25 protein-coding genes are annotated in these 24,326 nt (G+C 35.6%); 10 read left to right on the top strand and 15 right to left on the bottom strand.

The window, feature by feature from the left end; all coding sequences use genetic code 11:
* Positions 1–27: 27 nt before the first annotated feature.
* From B2Z27_RS03975 to B2Z27_RS03960, 4 genes are all read left to right on the top strand, one after another.
* Positions 28–504: a DUF6495 family protein gene (locus tag B2Z27_RS03975; protein WP_286812663.1), complete on the top strand. Its 477-nt coding sequence runs from the start codon at positions 28–30 to the stop codon at positions 502–504.
* 82 nt (positions 505–586) lie between these two features.
* Positions 587–1,966 carry a histidine--tRNA ligase gene (gene hisS / locus B2Z27_RS03970; RefSeq protein WP_286812662.1) on the top strand — a complete coding sequence of 460 codons (1,380 nt, stop codon included), beginning with the start codon at positions 587–589 and terminating at the stop codon, positions 1,964–1,966.
* Positions 1,967–2,103: 137 nt separating this feature from the next.
* The gene (locus B2Z27_RS03965; protein ID WP_286812661.1) at positions 2,104–2,874 is read left to right on the top strand and encodes an SDR family NAD(P)-dependent oxidoreductase; all 771 of its coding nucleotides are present in this window, start codon (positions 2,104–2,106) and stop codon (positions 2,872–2,874) included.
* Positions 2,875–2,953: 79 nt separating this feature from the next.
* A complete protein-coding gene (locus tag B2Z27_RS03960) occupies positions 2,954–3,388 on the top strand; it encodes an RbsD/FucU domain-containing protein (protein WP_091603650.1) in 435 nt (144 codons plus the stop codon).
* A gap of 31 nt (positions 3,389–3,419) precedes the next feature.
* Here B2Z27_RS03960 and B2Z27_RS03955 read toward each other — a convergent pair whose 3' ends face one another.
* Together B2Z27_RS03955 and B2Z27_RS03950 are read right to left on the bottom strand one after the other, a co-directional pair.
* Positions 3,420–3,977: an NUDIX hydrolase gene (locus B2Z27_RS03955; RefSeq protein WP_286812660.1), complete on the bottom strand. Its 558-nt coding sequence runs from the start codon at positions 3,975–3,977 to the stop codon at positions 3,420–3,422.
* A 46-nt stretch (positions 3,978–4,023) separates the two neighbouring features.
* Positions 4,024–5,112, bottom strand: coding sequence for a M42 family metallopeptidase (locus B2Z27_RS03950; RefSeq protein WP_058102998.1), 1,089 nt, complete (start codon positions 5,110–5,112; stop codon positions 4,024–4,026).
* 104 nt (positions 5,113–5,216) lie between these two features.
* Here B2Z27_RS03950 and B2Z27_RS03945 point away from each other — a divergent pair, with 104 nt between their 5' ends.
* Positions 5,217–5,909, top strand: coding sequence for a DUF4294 domain-containing protein (locus B2Z27_RS03945; RefSeq protein ID WP_058104255.1), 693 nt, complete (start codon positions 5,217–5,219; stop codon positions 5,907–5,909).
* Positions 5,910–5,914: 5 nt separating this feature from the next.
* On the opposite strand, the gene B2Z27_RS03940 is transcribed toward B2Z27_RS03945, so the two are convergent.
* From B2Z27_RS03940 to B2Z27_RS03895, 10 genes are all read right to left on the bottom strand, one after another.
* On the bottom strand, positions 5,915–6,142 hold the full coding sequence (locus B2Z27_RS03940) for a DUF6095 family protein (RefSeq protein WP_071339577.1): 228 nt from the start codon (positions 6,140–6,142) through the stop codon (positions 5,915–5,917).
* Complete coding sequence (locus B2Z27_RS03935) at positions 6,129–7,049, bottom strand: DUF4249 family protein (RefSeq protein ID WP_058102996.1); 921 nt, start codon at positions 7,047–7,049, stop codon at positions 6,129–6,131. Before B2Z27_RS03935 ends, B2Z27_RS03940 begins: the two co-directional genes overlap by 14 nt.
* A 3-nt stretch (positions 7,050–7,052) precedes the next feature.
* On the bottom strand, positions 7,053–9,452 hold the full coding sequence (locus tag B2Z27_RS03930) for a TonB-dependent receptor (protein ID WP_286812659.1): 2,400 nt from the start codon (positions 9,450–9,452) through the stop codon (positions 7,053–7,055).
* 113 nt (positions 9,453–9,565) lie between these two features.
* Entirely contained in the window at positions 9,566–11,782 is a 2,217-nt protein-coding gene (locus B2Z27_RS03925; RefSeq protein ID WP_286812658.1) for an NADP-dependent isocitrate dehydrogenase, read from the bottom strand.
* A gap of 646 nt (positions 11,783–12,428) precedes the next feature.
* A complete protein-coding gene (rplS, locus tag B2Z27_RS03920; protein ID WP_058102993.1) occupies positions 12,429–12,779 on the bottom strand; it encodes a 50S ribosomal protein L19 in 351 nt (116 codons plus the stop codon).
* Positions 12,780–12,917: 138 nt separating this feature from the next.
* Positions 12,918–13,592, bottom strand: coding sequence for a tRNA (guanosine(37)-N1)-methyltransferase TrmD (trmD, locus tag B2Z27_RS03915; RefSeq protein WP_071339573.1), 675 nt, complete (start codon positions 13,590–13,592; stop codon positions 12,918–12,920).
* A gap of 16 nt (positions 13,593–13,608) precedes the next feature.
* Positions 13,609–14,070, bottom strand: a complete 462-nt coding sequence (locus B2Z27_RS03910; RefSeq protein WP_286812657.1) for a GNAT family N-acetyltransferase — start codon at positions 14,068–14,070, stop codon at positions 13,609–13,611.
* 17 nt (positions 14,071–14,087) lie between these two features.
* The gene (locus B2Z27_RS03905; protein ID WP_286812656.1) at positions 14,088–14,711 is read right to left on the bottom strand and encodes a tRNA (guanine-N1)-methyltransferase; all 624 of its coding nucleotides are present in this window, start codon (positions 14,709–14,711) and stop codon (positions 14,088–14,090) included.
* Positions 14,712–14,855: 144 nt separating this feature from the next.
* Complete coding sequence (locus B2Z27_RS03900) at positions 14,856–16,304, bottom strand: glyceraldehyde-3-phosphate dehydrogenase (RefSeq protein ID WP_286812655.1); 1,449 nt, start codon at positions 16,302–16,304, stop codon at positions 14,856–14,858.
* A 115-nt stretch (positions 16,305–16,419) separates the two neighbouring features.
* The gene (locus B2Z27_RS03895; protein WP_286812654.1) at positions 16,420–17,811 is read right to left on the bottom strand and encodes a S1C family serine protease; all 1,392 of its coding nucleotides are present in this window, start codon (positions 17,809–17,811) and stop codon (positions 16,420–16,422) included.
* 127 nt (positions 17,812–17,938) lie between these two features.
* Between B2Z27_RS03895 and dapF the strand changes: the two genes are divergently transcribed.
* The 4 genes from dapF to B2Z27_RS03875 all read left to right on the top strand — a co-directional run bounded on the left by dapF (position 17,939) and on the right by B2Z27_RS03875 (position 21,053).
* Entirely contained in the window at positions 17,939–18,715 is a 777-nt protein-coding gene (dapF, locus tag B2Z27_RS03890; protein ID WP_286812653.1) for a diaminopimelate epimerase, read from the top strand.
* Positions 18,709–19,233, top strand: a complete 525-nt coding sequence (locus tag B2Z27_RS03885) for a GNAT family N-acetyltransferase (RefSeq protein ID WP_286812652.1) — start codon at positions 18,709–18,711, stop codon at positions 19,231–19,233. The genes dapF and B2Z27_RS03885 overlap by 7 nt, the downstream gene beginning before the upstream one ends.
* Entirely contained in the window at positions 19,233–20,276 is a 1,044-nt protein-coding gene (mltG, locus tag B2Z27_RS03880) for an endolytic transglycosylase MltG (protein WP_286812651.1), read from the top strand. Before B2Z27_RS03885 ends, mltG begins: the two co-directional genes overlap by 1 nt.
* 147 nt (positions 20,277–20,423) lie before the next feature.
* Complete coding sequence (locus B2Z27_RS03875; RefSeq protein WP_286812650.1) at positions 20,424–21,053, top strand: hypothetical protein; 630 nt, start codon at positions 20,424–20,426, stop codon at positions 21,051–21,053.
* 56 nt (positions 21,054–21,109) lie between these two features.
* On the opposite strand, the gene B2Z27_RS03870 is transcribed toward B2Z27_RS03875, so the two are convergent.
* Genes B2Z27_RS03870 through dnaA form a run of 3 tightly spaced genes read right to left on the bottom strand, consistent with a single transcriptional unit; the run spans position 21,110 to position 23,722 of the window.
* Positions 21,110–21,832 (bottom strand): SAM-dependent methyltransferase, encoded by a 723-nt coding sequence (locus B2Z27_RS03870; RefSeq protein WP_058102984.1) that lies wholly within the window; start codon positions 21,830–21,832, stop codon positions 21,110–21,112.
* Positions 21,833–21,835: 3 nt separating this feature from the next.
* Positions 21,836–22,285: a low molecular weight protein-tyrosine-phosphatase gene (locus B2Z27_RS03865; protein ID WP_286812649.1), complete on the bottom strand. Its 450-nt coding sequence runs from the start codon at positions 22,283–22,285 to the stop codon at positions 21,836–21,838.
* Between the two features lie 12 nt (positions 22,286–22,297).
* On the bottom strand, positions 22,298–23,722 hold the full coding sequence (gene dnaA, locus B2Z27_RS03860; protein WP_058102982.1) for a chromosomal replication initiator protein DnaA: 1,425 nt from the start codon (positions 23,720–23,722) through the stop codon (positions 22,298–22,300).
* A gap of 202 nt (positions 23,723–23,924) precedes the next feature.
* On the opposite strand from dnaA, the gene B2Z27_RS03855 reads away from it, so the two are divergent.
* On the top strand, positions 23,925–24,323 hold the full coding sequence (locus B2Z27_RS03855; RefSeq protein WP_058102981.1) for an acyl-CoA thioesterase: 399 nt from the start codon (positions 23,925–23,927) through the stop codon (positions 24,321–24,323).
* Positions 24,324–24,326: the final 3 nt, after the last annotated feature.

Here is a 24,326-nt window from a genome sequence, read left to right as displayed (position 1 = left end):
TATGTTAGGGCTTTTTATTTTTGCAAAATGAAATATACGCGGCTAACAAAAGAGCAACTGGAAGAATTGCATCCAGAATTTATCAATTTTCTTGCGACACAATCAATCACAAGCGATGAATGGGATGATATTAAAAAGAACAAGCCCAAGGTTGCTGAGGAAGAATTAGATGTTTTTAGCGATTTGGTATGGGAAGGTGTTTTAGCAAAAGTGACCTATTTGGAGAATATTTCCAACAATCAAATGCACCTATTTCATTTAACGGATAAAGAAATGAAATTGATTTCCGTAAAGGTGATGAATCCTGAAATTGATTTAACCACAACTGTTGGTTTCGATTGGTTCAAGAGAAACTGGCAATCGGATTTTGTAGAGTATTTAACTGCATCTAAAGCGTACACCGATGATAAAAACGTAGATAAGTTTTTATTGATAAAGCAAGGGGCGGTAATTACCAAGGGAGAATTATACCAATGGTTCGAGAAAGTTATCGTTACTAAATAGAACAATAAAAATCTAAAATCCATACTATTAAAATGTAGCCTTGTTTTATGGAAGGTTATATTTGCAATACAATATAAATTTAATGGCACAGAAACCATCTATACCTAAAGGCACCAGAGATTTTAATCCTTCTGAAATAGCAAAACGTAATTACATTTTTGATACTATCAAAAAGAACTTTCAAACTTATGGATTTCAACCTATTGAAACTCCTTCTTTTGAGAATTCAGATACGTTATTGGGTAAATATGGAGAAGAAGGTGATCGTTTGATTTTCAAAATATTGAATTCCGGTGATTTTCTTAGAAAGGTTGATGATGCTACCTATACTAATAAAAATTCGAACAGTATAGCTCCTAAAATTACTGAGAAAGCATTGCGCTACGATCTTACTGTACCTTTTGCACGTTACGTGGTAATGCATCAAAATGAGTTGGATTTTCCTTTTAAACGCTATCAAATTCAACCAGTTTGGAGAGCCGATAGACCACAAAAGGGTAGATTTAGAGAGTTTTTTCAATGTGATGCCGATGTTGTTGGCTCAGATTCATTGCTTCAAGAAGTAGAGCTGGTTCAGTTGTATGATGCTGTATTTTCCGATTTAAAATTGGAAGGTGCAACTATAAAAATGAACAATAGAAAAATCTTGGCAGGTATTGCAGAAGTAATTGGAGCTAAGGATTTATTGATAGATTTTACCGTTGCATTGGATAAGCTAGATAAAATAGGGGAGGACGGAGTCAAAAAAGAAATGCTCGCTAAGGGTATTACCGAAGAAGCAATTGAAAAAGCATCACCATTATTTTTACCACAAGGTAGTAACAACGAACAATTAGAACGCTTGGATGGTCTTTTAAAAGATTCTGAAGAAGGTAAAAAAGGATTGAACGAGCTGCGTTTTATTCTAGAGACTATTTCTGCCCTGGGTCTACAATCTGCTAAATTGTCAATAGATGTCACCCTGGCACGCGGATTAAACTATTATACCGGCGCTATATTTGAAGTTGCGGCGCCTGAGGGTGTTAAAATGGGATCTATAGGTGGTGGTGGCCGCTATGATGACCTTACGGGAATTTTTGGTTTAAAGAATGTAAGTGGTGTGGGAATTTCTTTTGGTCTGGATCGTATTTATTTAGTACTAGAAGAACTTGATCTTTTTCCTGAAGCAATTGATCGCTCGCTACAAGTACTTTGTGTCAACTTTGGGGAAAAGGAAGCTATGGCGGCCTTAAAATTGGTTACTCAGTTGCGAAAAGCCGGCATAAAGGCAGATATGTATCCTTCAAGTGCCAAAATGCAAAAGCAGATGAAGTATGCCAATAATCGCAATGTACCTTATGTTATATTAATTGGGGAGCAGGAGTTGAGTAATAATTCATTTGTTGTAAAGAACATGAATGAAGGCTCTCAACTAGAATATAGCTTAAACAACGTTGGTGCTTTCATAGATTATTTGAGTTAAGTACCTTAAAATCAAATATAAGCTTACTGAGTCATTTTTGATTATATTTGGTTAACCAATTTGGTTGTGCAGTTTTCAATTGCCGATCAAAATGGTTTAGAACCAAAATACAATCAAGTTTTATAATTAAAAGAATCATGACGAATAGTAACAAATTATTTGGTAAAAATGTATTGATTACCGCCGGTGCACAAGGAATAGGAGAGTCTATCACCAAACATTTCATTGATAGTGGCGCAAATGTTTCCATTCATTATTTCTCAAGTGCAGATACCGCAGATAAGCTTGTAGCCTATGCTAAGGATAAAGGTGTAAAAGCAATTGCGGTAAGTGGTGATCTCACAAAAGAAAGCGATGCAAACACATTGGTAGAAAAGACAGTTGAAGCATTGGGCGGACTTCATATTTTAATCAATAATGCAGGTTCTTTAGTTGCCCGTAAAATGCTAAGTGAAATGGAAACGGATTTTTGGCACAAGGTGATGGATATTAATATGACTTCAATGATGTTCGTTACACGGGCAGCAGCACCATATTTGGCAAAGAATGAAAATAGTAGTATGGTCAATTTAGCATCATTGGCAGGTCGTAAAGGCGGTCACCCGGGATCATTGGTATATTCAACCAGTAAAGGAGCTATTTTAACGTATACAAGGGCACTTTCTTCTGAATTAGGACCACAGGGAATAAGAGTTAATGCTGTTGCGCCAGGGCTCATCTTAGGTACTTCATTTCACAATACGCATACAACAAAGGAATCAGCTGCAGAAACTACAAAAGGTATTCCTATTCAAAGAGCAGGTAACGCTGATGATGTAGCTAGAGCTGTATTGTATCTGGCATCTGAATACGATGGCTTTATTACTGGAGCTACGCTAGACATCAATGGTGGCGTCTATAATATGTAAAAAATCGATTAAAAATAAAACACTGGTTGCCATTTGGTAGCTAGTGTTTTATTCTCATATTTATTTTAAAAATATAATTATGCTTAAGACTCCGGTTATTCATCCTACTATAATGGAGGTTCTTGCACGTTCTGGACATTTTGCCCAAGTTGTTATTGCAGATGGTAATCTACCTGTTGGCGCAATGAACGGTCCAAATTCCACAACAGTACATTTAAATTTTAAACCAGGCCTGTTAGATGCATTGACTGTTCTTGAAGGTATACTTGAGGTTTGTCCAATACAAGGAGCAATTGTAATGGAAAAACCACCTGAAGCAAATGCTGAAATACATTTGGCATATAAAGAATTGCTGGGAGATGTTAGTTGGAGTGAAATGGAAAGGTGGGCATTTTACGACCAAATCCGTGATAAGACCACTACACTAATCATACAGACAGGTGAACAACGACGTTTTGCCAATTTAATTTTAACGGTTGGAGTAGTTAAAATGGCTGAGGAAAGCAGTTTTTAAACTATAAGAGGTAACATTGAAATCCTGGCTTTTAATTGCTTGTTGCCAAACATTTAGAAATTTCCTTGGTGATAGTATTATAGTACGATATTTCATGTGGTACGTACTTAAACTTTGAAATATCACCTAATTCTTTAGTGAATTGATCCATTGGAATCAATTTTAAGTTTTCTACTTCACTTTCTTGCTTTCGTAAATCATGTAATGATAAATGTAAGGGAGCCAAAAATGTATGATGAAACTCATAATCCATCAAATTTTTGGAATGATTGTGTACAGATTTAAAAACTCCAATTTTTTGCAATTTTTCAGGTTGAATGGTTAAACCGATTTCTTCTTCTATTTCCCGTAGTGCAGAGGTAATTATATTTTCGCCAGCACCAATATGACCTGCAACGCTAACATCCCAAAGTAGGGGGTAAACATCTTTGTTCTTACCACGTTGCTGTAAAAGAACTTTGCCATCTAAGGTGTAAAACCAAATATGAACCGTTTGGTGAAACCATCCGTTTTTATGGGCTTCACTTTTCATTGCCGTTCTATTGGTTATTCTTCCATCAGCATCTAAAATATCAATTAGTTCATCCATAGCGTAAAAAAAAATCCCTCCAAATTGGTGGAGGGATTAAATAAGATTATTCGAAATAGCTAAAAGTTTCGCCATCCTTTATCGTTAACAATGTTTCGTAGATCAGACGAATTACATTTTCAACATCATCTTTATGAACCGTTTCTACGGTAGTGTGCATGTAACGTAACGGTAAAGAAATTAAAGCAGAAGCAACACCGCCATTACTGTAGGCAAATGCATCTGTATCTGTACCGGTAGATCTAGATGCAGCCATTCGTTGAAATGGTATGTTTTTCTTTTCGGCCGTCTCAATGATACGTTCACGTAATTTGTTCTGTACCGCTGGGGCATATGAAATTACAGGTCCGGCTCCAATTTCGGTATGTCCCTGAACCTCTTTTTTGATCATTGGAGTTGTAGTGTCGTGACAAACATCTGTAACAATAGCAATGTTTGGCTGAATAGTTTGTGTAATCATTTCCGCACCTCGTAATCCAATCTCTTCTTGAACAGAGTTTGTAATGTAAAGTCCAAAAGGTAATTCTACTTTATTCTCATGCAATAGACGTGCAACTTCGGCAATCATAAAACCACCAGCTCTATTATCTATAGCTCTACAAACATATTTGTTCTTATTAAGAATTTGAAATTCGTCTGGGTATGTAATTACACAACCTACATGTACACCAAGTTTTTCAACTTCTTCTTTGGTGGTTGCACCAACATCAACGGTAATATTCTCAATTTTTGGAGTTTCCTCTTTATCCCCTTTACGGGTATGAATAGCTGGCCAGCCAAAAATACCTTTTACGATTCCGTTTTTAGTATGTATGTTTACCCATTTAGATGGAGCAATTAGGTGATCGCTTCCACCATTTCTTATAACGTGAATAAGTCCGTTATCCGTAATATAATTAACGTACCATGAGATTTCGTCTGAATGCCCTTCAATGACCACTTTATATTTAGCATCAGGATTTATAACTCCTACCGCAGTACCATAAGTATCTGTTATAAATGTATCTACATAAGGCTTTAGGTAGTCCATCCATATTTTTTGCCCTTCCCACTCATAACCTGTAGGAGCGGCATTGTTCAAGTATTTTTCAAAAAAGTCTTCAGACTTTTTGGTAATTATTTTTTTCTCAGCCATCAATGTTAATTTAAGATACAAACTTAAGAATATTAGCGTTGTATTAATAATAACCTTCTTTAATATTCGTTAATTTTGGCAGGACTTTTGTTAAGCCTATGGTAATGAAATATAACTTTTTAATACTTTATCTACTGGTCTCCGGTGTTTTTATCTGTACAGCTCAGGTTGAGGAACAAGAGCTTGATTCTGTTGCGGAAAAAATGATTATCGTAACAGGGGACTCATTGCTGCAAAGTTCTATAGCATTAGAGGAAGCGTATGTTTTTGGTAAACTTAAGTTCTCGTCTTATGATGAAAAATTACGCTACTATATTTTAAGGAGAAAAACGCAAAAAGTATATCCATACGCTAAAATGGCTGCGGAGCGTTTGGTTGAGCTAAACGATAGTTTGGCGAATATGAAGAACAACCGTAAACGCAAAAAGTATACTAAAAAAGTACAGAAATTTATTGAAGAAGAATTTTCTGAAGAGTTGAAAAAATTAACTAGAACTGAAGGTCAAATTTTGGTGAAATTAATTTATAGGCAAACGGGTACAACCGCTTTTGATTTGGTCAAGGACCTTAGAAATGGCTGGAGAGCTTTTTGGTATAATACCACGGCCAAATTGTTCAATATAAGCATTAAGGAAGAGTTTCATCCAGACCTTGTAGAAGAAGACTACTTGATAGAAGATATTTTGCAACGCGCTTTTTCAAAGGGTAAATTAGAACGGCAAGAAACGGTTTTAGACTACGATTACGATAAGCTTTATAATAAGTGGAAGAAAACGACCAAAATACCAAAAGGCTAAAGTTTTTATTTTTTACCGAACATTGAATCCATTATTGTCATAATGCCCTTAAACCCCATATAAACGGCATATGCGGCAAGAACCAATCCTAAAATACAAACCGGCCAGAACATAGAGTGGTCTTGGTTCTTGAAAGCCTGCCATAGTACAAAGGGGGCAGTGAACATTAATAAAACGGTGAATGCCAATCTTTTTAAACCTGTTACAAGTAAATCTTTATCAGTTCTCCTCATTGTTTGTAATTGTTATGCTATCTGTATATTCTTCTACAATGGCGAAATAACCCAATGCAAAATTATCTGAACGTTCAACATTGTCAACAACCTCGTCGTTATCAATTCCGGTAACATTTATTATATTACCACGAACAGTAGCTGCCGGGGTTTGAAACGGACCTTGATCGCCACCGGACTGAACAATGATTTGGTTCATGTAATTGTAAAATTGTTCATCTACACCCAGTAAACTTATATTTACTACAGAGCTTGTATTTATTGCTAATTCATTATCGTAAAAATATGAGAATACAAAAGTCTGCCCTTGATAAAATTCATCTTCTGTTACTAAAAACTCTCCAAAATCCAAGTCGAGCAAATAAAAATCGTTGCTTTCCCCCGGGTCTGTAAATGTTACTATTACTTCTGTTTCATCACCTGAAAATAGGGTTTCGTCACCTTGCTCTAAGGAATCTATAGGCACAGATTTCACATAGGTAGTCGTAGCAAAAAATTGCTCATTTTCTGTTTCTAGAATAAGTTGAAAAACATCTCCTTCTTCAATACTGCTAACTCTAATTCTTTGATCACTATCAAAACTAGGGTCAGGTACCCAAATACCGCTACCTGGTTCTACTTCAGCTAAATTGGAAATACCACCTCCTTCTAAAATTTCCGGGGCATCGGCGTTAGGGGTACCATAATAGATAATAGCACTTTTTAATGATGCTACCGTGTTTTCGTCAAAAAAAGAGCTGCTTTCGGAAACAGCTATTTCAATGGGTAGAAATTCTTGATTTTCATCTACGCGTATTACACCGTTAACAACTAGTCTGGTGTCATTTTCCGGTAATTCAACCTCTATGACATCTTCACATGAGATAAATAGAATAAAGCCTAATATGATTAATATAAAGCGTTTCATTTCCTAAAGATTAAAATTGTAAGTTACTGCCGGCACTATGCCAAATATAGAGGTTCTTACAGCCTCATTTACTCCGGTGTCATCATTCTGTCTAAAATTAATAGAAGCTGCATTTCGTCTATTATAAACATTATATAAGCTAAAGACCCATTCACCTTTTAATTTTCGGTTCTTATTTTTTTTAGGTTTCAAAGTAGCCGATAGGTCAAGGCGATTGTATGCCGGTAATCGTTGAGAATTTCTTAAACCGTAATAAGGCACGGTTAAATCTTGAAATTCAAATTGACCGACGGGGTAATTGGTAGGTTGTCCGGTTTGGTATGTGAAATTTCCACTAAAACTCCATTTATCGGTTAGATCATAACTTAAGAACAAAGAAATGTCATGCGTTTTATCGTAAGGCGTATTGTACCAATTCCCAAAATTAATTCCGGTTTCAACATTGCTACGACCATTGTCTATAACAGGCGCTCTACCAGGTGTGCGTTGTTCGGATTTAGACAGGGTATAGGCTAGCCAACCCTGTAGTTTTCCCTCATTTTTCCGCAAAAGAAACTCCAGCCCATAAGCACGCGCTTCGCCATTTAGAATTACTTGTTCAATGGCATTATTGGCAATAAGATTAGCACCGTCTATATAATCTATTCTATTTTGGACATCTTTATAGAAGACTTCAGTTTCTAAGGAGAAATTTCCATCATTAATATTTTTAAAGTAACCAAAAGCATATTGATCTAATAGCTGTGGCTTTGTAAATGGTCCACTTGGTGTCCAAACGTCTAAAGGGGTAGGCGAGCTGGTATTTGAAAGTAGATGTAGGTATTGAGCTAATCTAGTGTAACTCGCTTTAATAGAGCTAGATGGATTTAAGGTATATGAAAGGGAAACTCTTGGTTCAAAATTGCTAAAATGAGACAGCGTAGTTCCTCTACCGGGATTTATAACATCTATAGGGTCTGCTTCTTGATAGATGAGTAAAAAGGGATCATAAGTAACCGGATTGTTATTGGCATAGACATTTAATTCATCTTGCCCTAGTCTCATAAAGTGACTAAAACGCAGCCCGTAACCTACACTTAAATTTTCGCTTAATCTGTGTTCAAAATCAACATAAGCGGCAAATTCATTAGCATATTTTTCAATTAGTTGTTCTTCAATAATGCCAGACTCTGAATTGCTTGGTTCAATTTTACCTGGGTTAAACTGGTAGTAGACGTTGTTAATGCCGTAATTGATCTGCAATTTGTCTGTGGCGTAATGTTTAAGGTCATATTTAAGATTAAAGTTTCTTATGCCTGAGTTCCAATTAAACCCTACAAAATCTAGTTTTAACCCGTAATAGTAATCAGAGTAAATTAAAGATAGGTTGGAGAAAAGTTTGTCGGAGAATAAATGGTTCCATCTAAAATTACCCACAGCATTACCATAGGTGTTTACAAAACTATCGTTGATACCAAAGACATCTCTACCAAAATATCCAGAAAGAAAAATGTTATTTTTCTCATTCAACCTATAGTTGAATTTAGTGTTTAGGTCATAGAAATATGCTGTGTTATCAACATCGAACAACGGAAGGAACAAATGGGCGTAAGAAGCTCTACCGCCAATTAAAAAAGCTGCTTTATCTTTTTTAATGGGACCTTCTAGCAACAATCTACTGGCAACTGCACCAATACCGCCATTCATTTTAAACTCTTTGCTATTGCCTTCTTTTTGAAATATATCTAGCACAGATGAAACTCGACCGCCATAGCGGGCAGGTATGCCACCTTTATATAGTTTTACATCTTTAATGGCATCTGGATTAAATACAGAGAAGAATCCAAAAAGGTGAGAAGAGTTAAAGATGATGGCTTCATCTAATAGAATAAGGTTTTGATCAGCTGCTCCACCTCTCACGTTAAAACCCGAGGCACCTTCACCGGCATTGGTTACACCCGGTAATAGTAATATGGATTTTATGACATCTGCTTCACCTAAAATCACCGGTATTTTTTTAATAGTACCTACTGAAAGGGTGTTAACGCTCATTTGTGGCTTTCTGATATCCATTTTTTCCACATTTTCCGTAACCACTACTTCCTCTAATTGTTCAGCTTCTTCGCTTAACAAAAAATCTTTACGTCTATTTTCTGTCAATGTTATTTGTTGAGTGATATCCTCAAAACCTAAATAACTTATTAGTACGGTATAGGTACCTTCTGGAAGGGTGATGGAATAAAAACCGTATTCATTGGTGGTGACACCGGTTTTTAATTCTGGAATTGCCACTGTAACTCCAATTAATGTTTCGTTACTGCTTACTTCAGATATAGTACCGCTTAGTGTATATTTTTGTTGGCCCTTAATAGTATGGGGTAAGCTTAAAAATAAGATGATAAGAATCGGTAAAAGTACTTTCATCAATTTTTTAGTGTAAAAATACTTAGAATAGATCTATACTCCTAAAAGTAATTAAAGGTCAAAAAAAATACCCTTAAATTTAATTAAGGGTATTCATAGAAGTTAAAGTTGAATTAAATGGATTCTAATATTCCATTTAAAGTAGTACTTGGTCTCATTGCTTTTTGAACCAAAGCGGTGTCTGGTTTATAATAACCACCCACATCTTGTGCTGATCCTTGTGCATCTATCAATTCTGAAAGGATATCATTTTCCTTGTTATTGATTTCTGAACTTACTTTAGAGAAAATAGCTTTTAATTCAGCGTTATCATCTTGTAGCGCCAATGCTTCTGCCCAGTATTTTGCCAAGAAAAAATGACTACCCCTTGTATCCAGTTCTTTTACTTTTCTTGAAGGAGACTTGTCGTTCAATAAAAATTTCTCGGTAGCGCTATCCAAGGTGTCACCAAGAACCTTTGCTGCTGCATTTCCATTCTTTTCTCCATAGAACTCCAAAGAAACGCCCAATGCTAAGAATTCACCCAAAGAATCCCATCTTAAATGACCTTCCTCTAGGAATTGTTCTACGTGCTTTGGTGCTGAGCCACCTGCTCCTGTTTCAAAAAGTCCACCGCCGTTCATTAAAGGAACAATCGATAACATTTTGGCACTTGTTCCTACTTCCAAAATAGGGAAGAGGTCAGTAAGGTAATCTCTTAATACATTTCCGGAAACAGATATAGTATCCTTGCCATCTTTCATTCTTTTTAATGTGAAAGCTGTGGCTTTAATTGGAGACATAATTTGGATGTCCAAACCATTAGTGTCCTCTTGTGCTAAATATGTATTTACCTTCTTAATTAACTCGGCATCATGTGATCTGTTCTCGTCTAACCAGAAAACAGCAGGTACATCGGTAGCTCTTGCTCTAGAAACTGCCAATTTTACCCAGTCTTGAATAGGAGCGTCTTTAACTTGGCACATACGCCAAATATCGCCACTGTTTACAGTATGCTCAAGTAATACTTTACCACTAGAGGTGTCAACTACCTGTACAGTTCCGCTTTGGCTAATTTCAAAGGTTTTGTCATGAGAGCCATACTCCTCTGCCTTTTGTGCCATTAGACCAACATTTGGTACGGTACCCATAGTGGTAGGGTCAAACGCACCATGTTCTTTACAGAAATCAATGGTAGCCGTATAAATACCTGCATAGCTACTATCTGGTATAACAGCCTTGGTATCTTGAGATTTACCTTCCGCATTCCACATTTGTCCAGAGTTTCTGATCATAGCTGGCATAGATGCATCAATAATAATATCACTTGGAACGTGTAGGTTGGTAATTCCTTTGTCTGAATTTACCATTGCTAGATCTGGTCCATTAGCCAAAGCTTCATCTAAATCTTTAGTAATGGCATCTTTTTCACTAGCGGTTAATTTTTCAATCTTCTGATATAAACTGGCAAGGCCGTCATTAGGGCTAATACCTAATTTATCGAAAGTATCTGCATATTTTACAAATACGGGTTTAAAGAAAGTTTCAACAACATGACCAAAAATAATAGGGTCGGAAACTTTCATCATTGTAGCCTTTAAATGCACTGAAAAAAGGATGCCTTTATCTTTTGCATCTTTAATTTCTGCTTGAAGAAAATCTAGCAAGGCTGTTTTGTTCATTACCGTTGCATCGATAATTTCACCCTTAAGCAGGCTTAAATTATCTTTTAGAACAGTTTCTGAGCCTTCAGAAACCAATTTTATCTGTACCGTAGTGGCATTGGCTAATGTTGTTGATTTCTCATTGGCCTGAAAATCGCCATCGCCCATTGTTGCTACATGAGTTTTAGAGCTAGAGCTCCATGCACCCATGCTATGAGGATTTTGCTTTGCGTAATTCTTTACAGCTCTAGGAGCTCTACGGTCAGAGTTACCTTCCCTTAAAACAGGGTTTACGGCACTACCTTTAATTTTATCGTACTTCGCCTTTATTTGCTTTTCCTCATCAGTTTTAGGCTCGTCTGGGTAGTTTGGTATGTTGTAACCCTTAGCTTGCAATTCTGCGATAGCCTCGTTCAATTGAGGAACCGATGCACTTATGTTAGGTAATTTTATAATGTTTGCTTCTGGCTGTTTTGCCATGTTGCCCAATTCTTCCAAATCATTGGACACCTGTTGTTCTTTCGATAAAAACTCTGGAAAGGTAGCAGCAATTCTGCCGGCTAAAGAAATATCTTTAGTTTCGATTTCAATTCCTGATGATTTTGTGAAAGCTTTTACAATAGGTAAAAAAGACTCTGTAGCCAATGCAGGCGCTTCGTCTGTTTTGGTATAAAAAATTTTGGACATTTGCAGTTTGTTTTAATTTAAGCGGAACAAATATACAATTTTCTAAAGGTATGAAAGTGTTGAAAATGGCTTAATATTTCAGGCAGGAGGGAAGTTTTGTTAAATAACAAAAGCCATATCAATGTACGCATACAATGATATGGCTTTTTAGAAAAAGTTTACGGACAGTTTGTTTTGATTTTTCATCAAAACGGCAACCCTTGATTGCATCCGTTTTACTGATTCAACGTTTAAAATGTTTTTCGATTCCCAGGTTAGGCAACCCGGCATCTACACAGCATTTCTTTTTCATTGTCATCATTGAATAATAAAAACCTAATTTATAGTCTCTTTACTATTCAACTAATCTCAAATTCAATTAGCGACAGCCAACAAATTTAAAATTTACCCCATTTAATAATCATTAAATGCTTTGGTCAAACAATAATACGATAGAACGCAAACTTCGTAATGATTTTAAAATAGACATTTTTCTAAATCTCTATTTCGTAACCATGTTCTAATTTACAAAAAATAATAATACAAAGCTTAAGAATGTAATCTTTTATTAATCAACATGTTATAAACAGGTGTTATTCACTTTTGTTCATAAAAAAAGCACTGTTCTAAAATAGAACAGTGCTTTATATTTATTTGGATATAAAATTTATCCTCTTACTTCTTTAATTCTAGCTTTCTTACCAGTTAATTCACGGAAGTAGTAAATTCTAGATCTACGTACTTTACCACGTTTATTAACTTCAATTTTTTGAAGTGCAGGTAAGTTAATTGGGAAGATACGCTCAACACCAACTGTTCCAGACATTTTACGAATAGTAAATGTTTCTGTAGAACCGGTACCTCTACGTTGTATTACAACACCTTTAAAGAACTGTGTTCTTGTTTTTTCACCTTCCTTAATTTCGTAGTAAACAGTGATTGTATCACCAGCAGAAAATTTTGGAAATTCTTTTTTCGTTACGAATTCGTCTTGTACAAATTTTATTAATGATTCCATTGTATAGTTAAAATTGGAATTAAATCAGAGCAACGTTCACGATTATCGTCAGAGGTTGTTCTAACAGGCTGCAAAATTAATATTTAAATTTAATCACGCAAGTATTTATTTGCTTTTTCTTTAATTCTCAAAATTATGTTACTCTAACAAATCTGGACGTAATTTTTCGGTACGTTCGTAAGCTTTGTTTTCTCTCCATTCTTCAATCTTGCCAAAGTTACCGCTTAATAGTACGTCTGGCACTGTCATTCCTTTATACTCCGCAGGTCTAGTGTATACGGGTGGGGCAAGCAGACCATCTTGAAAGGTGTCAGTTAGTGCTGATGTTTCATCATTAAGTACGCCTGGCAATAATCTAATGACTGCATCGCATAAAACTGCGGCACCCAATTCTCCACCTGAAAGTACATAGTCGCCAATGGATATTTCTTTGGTTATAAAAAGATCGCGTACACGTTGGTCAACGCCTTTATAATGACCGCAAAGAATTATTATATTTTTTGCCAATGAAAGTGTGTTGGCGGTTTTTTGATTTAGGGTTGCACCATCTGGAGTCATATAAATGATTTCATCGTATGCTCTTTCAGACTTTAAGCTGGAGATACATTTGTCAATGGGCTCTATCATAAGTACCATACCAGCTCCTCCTCCAAATTGATAATCATCTACATTTCTATATTTTGTATCGGTATAATCCCTGAGGTTATGAAAATGGACTTCAACCAAATCTTTTTCTATTGCTCTTTTTAAAATGGAAGCTTCAAATGGGCTAGTGAGTAGTTCGGGTAATACTGTAATTATGTCTATTCTCATTTTTTGATGTGCATCTTCATTTAACCTGCCAAAAGTAATGAAAACAGTGGGAATCTTTCTCCCAGTCAAGCTTTTCATATAATTTTTGAGCTGGGTTGTCAATAGCGGTCTCTAGGGCAAGGCCTTTATAACCATTTATTTTACAGAATTCTTGAGATTTTAGTAGTAATTGTTGTCCTACGGATTTACCTCTATGTTCGGCTGCAACATACAAATCGTTTAATATAATCGATTTCTCTAAGCTTACCGAGGAAAAGGTGAAATAGAGCTGAACAAAGCCAATGGCATTTTTTCTTTCATAAGCAGCGAATATTACGGATTCGTTATTTGTCACTCTATCTTGCAGAAATATTCTTGCGGCATCTAAATCAGATTTCATTTTATAAAAAACCCTATATCCATCAAAAAGAGGTATAATGTCGTTAATTTCTGATGTCGTTACTTGTTCTATTTTGACCATATCAAAAAAAAGCTCCAAAATGGAGCTTTAAAAATTTACTTAGTTTTTTTCTGTTTGTTAATCTCGTCTTGTAACTGTCTACTTATTTTTTGCTCACGCTCTAAAGCCCTTCTTCTGTGATCTTCGTATTCAACTTCTAATTCAGATAAGTTTTGTTTGGCTTCTTGAGTCAGTATATTACTATTTCTAAATTTATAAATAAATAAACCAAGGGTAAGAAACAATGCGCCTATAATAGTCCATAGTACAAAATTATATGTTCCCTTGGAAACCGGTAAGCCAAGAAAAGACATACTATCTTTTTCTTCGGTAACCAGACCCAAATTAGTGGTGGTCTCCTCCAATTTTTTATTTAAAGATGTAATTGTAGTTTCATGTTCTGCAATTGTAGCCTTTAACTCACCCGTTTTTTTATTCATGGCGGCAATAGAGTCAAGAACATTTTTTCTAATCTTAAATAAATTAGATTCTTTTACCACTTCATATCTAACACCATCTGCTCTATAGTTTCCTGATCGCTTGGCTATATAATCGAATTGATTACTGATCGGTCCTTTATCTAATGATAACTTATCTTCCTCTTCTTCGGCATTTTGTGCAAATTGTACATTACTAGCTAATAACAAGGCTAGTAATAATAGTATTCTATAGAAATTCATGTAATAGATTCTTAGGTTAATTTGAATAATTTAGAGTTGACTAAAGTACTTTATAAATATTGAATTATGAAAAAAATATAAAGCTTAAACATTCTTTATTTACCTACGTTCTTAATTAACAAATAGATCTTTTCTTTTTAAAAATTAATAATAGGTAAAACGTCTTACTTTGGCAATGTATTTGGCTAAACGAATTACTTGATGAGAATAACCATACTCATTGTCATACCATATATATAATATAACACTCTTTCCTGTACCGGAAACTATTGTAGCCATGCTATCGTAAATAGATGGGGCAGAGGTTCCTATAATATCGGAAGAAACCAATTCTTTATCAAGTGAGTATTTTATTTGTTCAACTAAATCTCCTTCTAATGCATATTTCTTGATCATGGAGTTTACACCTTCTAGTGATGTTTTTTGATTGATTTCCAAATTAAGAATAGCTAGTGATCCGTTGGGTACAGGAACTCTAATGGCATTAGAGGTAAGTTTGCCTTCCAAAGAAGGTAAGGCTTTTGTTACTGCTTTGCCTGCACCGGTTTCAGTAATAACCATGTTGAGTGCCGCAGCACGGCCTCTTCTGTATTTACCATGCATATTGTCTACCAAATTTTGATCATTGGTATAGGCATGTATGGTTTCTAAATGTCCCTTCTCAATACCAAAAGTTTCTTCTATTGCCTTTAAAATAGGAGTTATGGCGTTTGTGGTACATGATGCTGCAGAAAATATATCCGTGTCATCAGGTGAATATTCTAAATGGTTTACACCATGTACTATATTGGCAACTTCTTTGCCTGGAGCGGTTAATAAAACTTTGGCGGCTCCGTTGGCTTGTAAATGCCTTTCTAATTGTTCTTTAGTTCTAAAAGCTCCTGTATTGTCTATCACCAAAGCTTCGTTTATACCGTACTCCGTATAGTCGATTTCTTCTGGCATATTGGCATATATAACATGTACAGTTGTGCCATTGATGATCAATTTTAGGTTTGAGTAGTCTACTTTTACGGTGCCATTAAAAATACCGTGTACAGAATCTGTTCTAAGTAGGCTGGCTCTTTTTTCAAGATTTTCAATACTAGGCTTGCCTCTTACTACAATAGCTCTAAGTCTTAATTGATTGCCTTTTCCTGTTTTGGACATAAGCTCTCTTGCAACTAATCTACCTATTCTTCCAAAACCATATAGTACTACGTCTTTAGGTTCTATACTTTTGAAGTCTTGAGCAGATTGTAATTTATCTATTACAAAAGATTTTACAGTGTTAAGAATGTTGGTGTCAGAATGGTATTCATAGGTTAATTTACCAATATCTAACTTAGAAGGTGGCAACGCCATGTCTGAAATTGACCTTAGTATTTCTACAGAATCAAAAATAGAAATGGGTTTTTGTACAAATTCACCAGCATACTCATGCAAGTGCATTATATCGCTTACATTTTTGTCAATAACCTGATTTTTAAAAAGGACAATTTCAATGGATTTGTCATACCAAAGATCACTTACGATTTTGATAAATTCCGTTGTAGCTTTTCTACGATCCGCTTGAAATGCCAGCTCTTTTTCAAAAGTGGTTTGTGGAGCCATAATTAGTTGATTAATTTTATAATTCGCACAAAACTAGAAAAATTGAGCACTTTAAATAAATATTTTTCAAAAAAAAGCCTTCGTTTTTGCGAAGGCTGTATTTTATTGGGTTTTGTTATTGAAATATGAGGCGGTCTCTTTGGCCATTGGATCCTAACATGGTAATCACGGTTTTTCCATATTTTGAAATGCCGCCAAATGCTGTATATGCATCGTCAATATTTCCTATTTCTTGATCATCGATTTTGACGATTACTTTTTCTGATAGGCCGTAACCTCTATAACGTTCCGGTACTCCAATAATTTTTACGCCCGTTTTTGTTTTGTATACCTTTTTATCTTGTTCCGTTAGGTTTTTAACTTCTAAGCCCATCTCCGGAACCACTAAGGTTTGTCTCTCCTTAAGGGTTAATGGTAATATTAGCTGCTCGTCATTTCTGTCTATTACAATTTCTAAAGTGTCACCTGGTCTTTTTGTGGATAAGTATCCTGTTAGATCAGGGTATTTGTGCACATCGATTTCATCAACTTTTTTGATAATATCACCGACTACGATTCCGGCCTCCTGGGCTGCAGATTCTTCTTCAATAAATTCAATGTACACCCCATCAATATTGTTTATGCCTTTTTCTATAGCATCTCTTGTGTTTACAGGTGCAGGTCTAATGCCCATAAATCCCTTTTGAACATTGCCGTATTCTAAAATATCCTGAATTACTTTTTTTGCAATATTGCTGGGTACCGCAAATGAATAACCTACATAAGATCCGGTTTGCGAGGTTATTGCTGTGTTGATACCTACTAGGTCCCCATTAGTGTTTACCAATGCACCACCTGAGTTTCCGGGATTTACGGCGGCATCTGTCTGAATAAAAGATTGGTTTTTTCCAAGGTTTCTAGCTTTTGCACTGACAATACCCGCTGTAACGGTAGAAGTCAGGTTAAAAGGATTTCCTACAGCCAATACCCATTCGCCAATTTTGGTTTGATCGGAATCACCAAATGCCAAATACGGCAATTTTTCATTTGGGTCTATTTTTATAAGGGCAATATCAGAATTTGGATCCGTGCCTATCAACTCGGCATTGTATGTTCTATTATTGTTCAAAGTAACCTGTAGTTGATTTGCTCTACTGATTACATGATTATTGGTAACAATATATCCATCAGAAGAAATTATTACTCCAGATCCCGTACCTACTTGTGGTACTACTTTTCCGCTGGTGCCGTAAAAAAAGTCGAATATATTGGTAGGCGCCTTATTAATGGTAATGTTCTTTACGTGGACAACGGCATTCACGGTATTCTCGGCGGCATTAGTGAAATCAACCTCATTGATGCCCGCACCTCTAGCGGAAGTAGGTGTATAACTTGCGTTTACTATTCCGTTATTATTATCTTGGGTAATAATGGTAAAATTTTCCTTTTCGAAAAATAGTTTATAAGCACCCAATGTAATCGCACCTGCAAAAACGGATACAAATAGGAGACTAGCTATTCTTTTCATATTCATTAATATTTTAACTTATTCTACACAAAATTACTTGATTTTATGCTATTATATAAGCGTTTAACTACTTTTTAACTACACTTTAAAAAGTAATAATGTACTATCTTTGGAGCTTTGTTAAAGCATGGAAAATACATTTTATAAATATCAAGGTACAGGTAATGATTTTGTAATGGTAGATAATCGTAATGGACAGTTTCCAAAGGACGATTATCCATTGATTGCAAAAATCTGTAATAGACGATTTGGCGTAGGTGCAGACGGTTTAATTTTATTGGAAAATGATACCGAAACCGATTTTAGAATGGTCTATTACAATGCAGATGGCAAAGAAGGGAGTATGTGTGGTAATGGGGGTAGATGTATTGTTGCTTTTGCACATTTTTTAAAGGTTATTGAAAAGGAAACTGTATTTATAGCGGTTGATGGTTTACATGAAGCTACAATAACAGATGATGTAGTAAGTCTTAAAATGTTGGACGTTAAGGAAATAAAGGAAAAAACCAATGCTCTTTTTATGGATACGGGATCACCGCACCATGTACAATTGGTCAATGGGTTAAAATCGTTTAATGTTGTAAAAGAAGGTGCACGTCTGCGCTATGGCGTGTATGGTGAAAAGGGCAGTAATATTAATTTTGTTGAAAAGAATGACGAAGGTGGTTTTGATATTAGAACATATGAACGTGGGGTGGAAGATGAAACCTTGTCTTGTGGAACTGGGGTAACTGCGGTGGCTCTTGGAATGTATCACCTAGGGAATACAAAAGAGAATACGATCGGAATTAAAGCCCTTGGTGGTAATTTGGAAGTTTCATTCAAAGAACAGAACGGTTCTTATTCGGATATTTACTTAAAAGGTGAGGCTAAACAGGTTTTTAAAGGTGAATTAACGTGGTAACATTGAAAGGAAAACAGATTTATCTAAGGGCTTTGGAAAAAAAAGACCTTGATTTTCTGTATCTATTGGAGAATGATACCAGCGTATGGGAAGTTAGTGGAACGGTAACTCCATATTCAAAAGACGTGCTTAGATTTTATTTGGAGAATGCGCATAGGGATATCTTTGATGTTAAACAGTTACGTTTGGTCATTTGTACACATGAGCATAACACATTGGGGTTGATAGATGTCTTTGATTTTGAGCCAAATCACAAAAGAGCTGGTATTGGTATTGTGATTTTGAACCAGGCAGAAAGAAATAAGGGGATTGGGGCAGAAGCAATTACCTTACTTACGGAGTATTTGTTCGAAGCTTTAGGATTACGACAGGTATATGCCAATATATTAGAAGATAATTTGGCTAGCCTTCATTTGTTCCAAAAGTTAGGATTTCAACAAGTTGGTGTCAAGAAAGATTGGGTGCGCTTTAAAAATGCCTTCAAGAACGAAATATTATTACAAAAAATAAATAGTTAATGTATATCAAACGTATTTTATTGGGTGTGGTGCTTATAGGGTTGATAGGTGGTGGAATTTTTGCCTTTATGGTTTATGGTACGTTTTTTACCCCAAATACCAGCTTTAATAATGATGAGGCTATTGTATTTGTACCGACCGATGCTACTTTGATGGATTTGGAAGAACGTCTTTCTCCTGTTTTAGAAGACTTTAGTTCATTTGAATCTGCGGCCGATCGAAAAGGTTACTTGGGTAATATAAAGGCCGGTCGATATAAGATAAAGAAGGGTATGAATAATAATGAGATTGTAAACTCATTAAGAAGTGGCAATTTGCCTGTAAAGGTATCTTTCAATAATCAAGAAAATATTAATGATTTGGCAGGAAGAATTGCAGGGCAAATTGAGGCTGATAGCGTTTCTTTAGTTGCGGCATTTAACGATAAAGAGTTTTTAAAGGCGAACGGATTTGATGATGCCAATAAAATATCATTGTACATTCCTAATAGCTATGAATTTTTCTGGAATACATCGGCTGAAGGGTTTAGGAGTAGAATGTTAAAGGAGTATAATAGATTTTGGACGGATACACGTAAGGATAAAGCTAAAGCACTTGGCTTGAAACCAAATGAAGTTATTGCTTTGGCATCCATAGTACATAAGGAAACAGCAAAAGTTGATGAGCGTCCTACGGTTGCCGGGGTGTATTTGAATAGGTTGAGAAAAAGGATGTTGCTTCAGGCTGATCCTACCGTTATATATGCGATAAAGAAAGAAACGGGTAACTTTGATACCATTATTAAAAGGGTCTTGTATAAGGATTTGGAAATGGATTCACCTTATAATACCTATAAGTATGCAGGATTGCCGCCAGGGCCAATTGCAATGCCGGATATAACGGCGATTGATGCGGTTTTAAATCCTAAAAAACACAATTATTACTATTTTGTAGCCAACGTTGAAAAGTTCGGTTATCATATGTTTGCAGAGAATTTAACGCAACACAACCGAAATAAAGAGCAGTACATCCGATGGATTAATGCTCAGAAAATCAACAGGTAAGCTTTCATCCGACTTTTAGAACTTGTTAACTAATTCTGTATTCTTTTAACAGAACCTTCTAAAACTCTTAAAATTTCAGACCTACCTTTGCCTCAGAAATTTAAGCAGGCAAATAGTAGTCGCCATAAGTCTTAAGAAACTATATGTATGAGAAGATGGATATTAGCAAGTTGTCCTCTAATTGTTACGTTTATAATTTCTGGTTATGGGTTTAAACCCTTTAAGGTAGATGTGCCTAACCAGTTAAAAGTAAACAAGCCAGAGCTGGTTTCTTTTCCGGAAGATGAAGCTCTATTGTCAAATTATCAAATAGCTCCCCCTTTTCTTGGTCGCCAATTTATAGGTTTCAAAGAAGCTTTAGCTTTTAAGGAGTCTCAAGGAAACTATTTTGTAACCAATACTTTTGGTTACTTAGGTAAGTATCAATTTGGGTTGGGCACTTTAGAGTTGGTCGGTGTTTACAATGGAAATGAATTCTTGAATAATCCTGAATTACAGGAAAAAGTTTTTCATGTTAACACGTCACGTAACAAGTGGATTTTAAGAAGGGATATTAAACGCTATGTAGGTGTTCGCATGAACGGTATTGAAATTACCGAGTCGGGTATTTTGGCAGCAGCGCACCTTGCAGGACCGGGTAATGTGAAATTATATTTAAGGTCTCATGGCCGTATGGAAATCACCGACGGTTACGGTACAAGTATTTCTAATTATATGAAAAAGTTTGCGGGTTATGATGTCTCAATGATTGAAGCAAAACGTAACCCAAGAATCTAAGAATTTAAGTAGATATGAAAATGTGAAACCTTGGCACTAGTTTGTCAAGGTTTTTTTTATGCTTGGATTATAAATATAGCCGGTCTTTTGTGTAGATCTACATTTTCTTTTTTCCAGTTAATTGCTGTTTTGGTCTTAATGTATTCGGTAGGTAATGTAATATCGGCAGCAACACATATGCTTGTGCTTGGTGCAAGGGTTTTAATCAACTCTTCAAGCATTTTATTGTTTCTGTAAGGTGTCTCTATAAAAACTTGAGATTGGTTTTCTTCTTTTGATCTACGCTCTAAATTTTTAATATATTTTTTTCGGTCAGAACTATCAATAGGGAGGTACCCGTTGAATGCAAAATTTTGACCGTTCATGCCACTTGCCATTAAAGCTAATAAAATGGAAGAGGGGCCTACTAATGGAATAACTTGAATGTTTTTGCTGTGGGCTATTTTTACCACGGCGGCACCAGGATCGGCTATACCTGGGCAACCAGCTTCAGATAGTATGCCTACATCGTTACCTTCCAAGCAAGGGTTTAGAAAAGTGGGAATTTCTTCTGGTTCAGTGAACTTGTTAAGGACAAAAAGTTTTAAGCCAGGTTGGGATTTTCTGGGACTTATTTTTTTTATAAAATGTCGAGCGGTTTTTTCGTTCTCTACCACATAATGATCAAGTCTCTCTATGGTTTGTTTTATAGAAATGGGTAATACTTCTAACGGTGGCATATCGCCTAGCGTAGAAGGAATCAAATAAACTTTTCCAATTTTACCGTTTTGTGTACTCATTTTTTAATGGTCTAATCTGGCTGCAATTATATTACAAGCTTTATCTATCATTTGAAAAACGGTTTCAAATCCGTCGTCTGCATCATAATAGGGGTCTGGCACTTCTTGGTCCGTGGGGTCAATTTCATTTAACAAAAGCTTTACCTTTTCTGCATCCGCTCTATTTCTGGCCATACCAATTATATTGCCATAATTGCTTTTGTCCATGGCATATATCACATCAAAAGTGTCAAAATCAGATACCAAAAATTTTCTACAGACTTGTGAGCTAATGTCGATGTTATGGTTTTGTGCTACTTTTATAGATCTTGGGTCAGGTGCATTTCCAATGTGATATCCTGCTGTACCTGCTGAGTCTACGTATACTTTTGTTGTGTCAACTTTACTTTTAAGAATACCCTCTGCCAATGGAGACCTGCAAATATTACCTAGGCAAACCATCAACACCTTCATTTAGTATAGAATTTAAGAGAATTTCTTAGTTAGGTCATCAATATACTTGCGAAACTGCTTGTCCGTTTCGGCTAAGTTATCCACTGTTTTGCATGCATGAAGTACAGTAGCGTGATCACGCTTTCCAATTTGTGAACCAATACTTGCCAATGAGGCTTTAGTGAACTTCTTGGCAAAGAACATCGCTAATTGTCTAGCTTGTACAATATGTCTCTTTCTTGTTTTGGACTGTAATGTTGCAACATCCATCTCAAAGTAATCGGAAACAACTTTTTGTATGTAGTCAATAGAAACTTCACGTTTAGTGTTCTTTACGAATTTTTCAACTACTTGTTGTGCAAGCTCAATGGTAACCTCTCTTTTGTTTAGGGTTGACTGTGCAATAAGTGAAATTATGGCACCTTCAAGTTCTCTAATATTGGTTTTAATATGTTTGGCAACATATTCAATAATATCTTCTGGTATTTCTACACCATCTCTATATAACTTGTTTTTTAAGATAGAGATTCTTGTTTCGTAATCCGGACTTTGCAATTCTGCGGATAACCCCCATTTAAAACGAGATAACAATCGTTGCTCAATATCCTGCATGTCTACAGGAGCTTTGTCAGATGTAAGAATTACTTGTTTTCCGTTTTGATGTAAGTGGTTGAAAATATGGAAGAAAACATCTTGCGTACCAGATTTACCTGATAAGAATTGTACATCATCAATAATCAGAACATCTATTAACTGGTAGAAATGGATAAAATCATTTCTAGTGTTTTTCTTTACGGATTCAATATACTGTTGGGTAAATTTTTCTGCAGAAATATAAAGCACTGTGCGCTCAGGGTACTTGTCTTTTATTTCAACACCAATGGCGTGTGCCAAGTGTGTTTTTCCTAATCCGACACCACCAAAAACCAGTAATGGATTAAAAGATGTGCCTCCCGGTTTGTTGGCTACGGCCATACCGGCAGAACGTGCCAAACGGTTAGAATCTCCTTCAAGGAAATTATCAAAATTATAATTAGGGTTTAATTGAGATTCTATCTTTATGTTTCTAATCCCTGGAATAACAAACGGATTGCGTAGTTCAGGGTTTTTGGATTTAATGGGTACATCCATTTCCTGGGCGGCCATTGCACCTCTATTTGAACTAGGAATTTTTTCTGTAAAAGGTTCCTTGTTGCCATACGTATTTTCCATACGTATGATATATACTAATTTCGCAGTCTCTCCTAATTCTTTGGTTAAAGCAACCTTTAGCAGTTTAACGTAATGCTCTTCTAGCCACTCGTAAAAGAATTTACTTGGTACTTGAATGCTTAAGGCATTTTCTGTAAGCTTTATAGGTTTAATGGGTTCAAACCATGTTTTGAATGCCTGCGGTTGGATATTATCCTTAATAAACACCAAACAGTTTTTCCATACGGAATTAGCAGTAACATTCATAATAATCTATACTCTTTTAATGGTTAGCTTTTAGCTAAAAGAGATTGAATTTTTTCAATCTAAGTTCTCGTTCAACTTGGGCAAATATGTGAACAAATTATTTAAAAAAAAAATTGATTGTCATTGATTTTGACCTTTTTTTTTCTCATGTTCGTTTACCGCTTAGGGGAGCTTTTAAATATATACTTTTTACTTGAAATAAATGCGAACAAACGAAATTTCTTTTAGAATAAGATACAGTGAGACGGATCAAATGGGAGTTGTCTATCATGGAAACTATGCTCAGTATTTAGAATTAGCAAGAGTTGAATGGTTAAGGTCGTTAGGAATTTCTTACAAAAGTATGGAGGAGGGCGGAATTATGCTTCCGGTGATTAGTTTGTCCATTAAATATTTGAAATCTGCGAAGTATGATGATTTGGTAACCGTAAAGGTAATTTTGACGAAAAAACCTGCGGTTAGAATTGAATTTGATTATGAAATGACAAATGAAGCGGGAGAATTATTGGCGACCGCAAATACGGTTTTGGTATTTATGGATATGAAAAGAAACAGGCCCACTAAATGTCCGCAGATATTATTGGACAAATTGGAATATTAAAGA

The sequence above is a fragment of the Maribacter sp. UBA3344 genome, assembly GCF_002362375.1.
GTDB lineage: Bacteria > Bacteroidota > Bacteroidia > Flavobacteriales > Flavobacteriaceae > Maribacter > Maribacter dokdonensis.
This window is presented reverse-complemented; position numbering and strand designations above follow the sequence as displayed.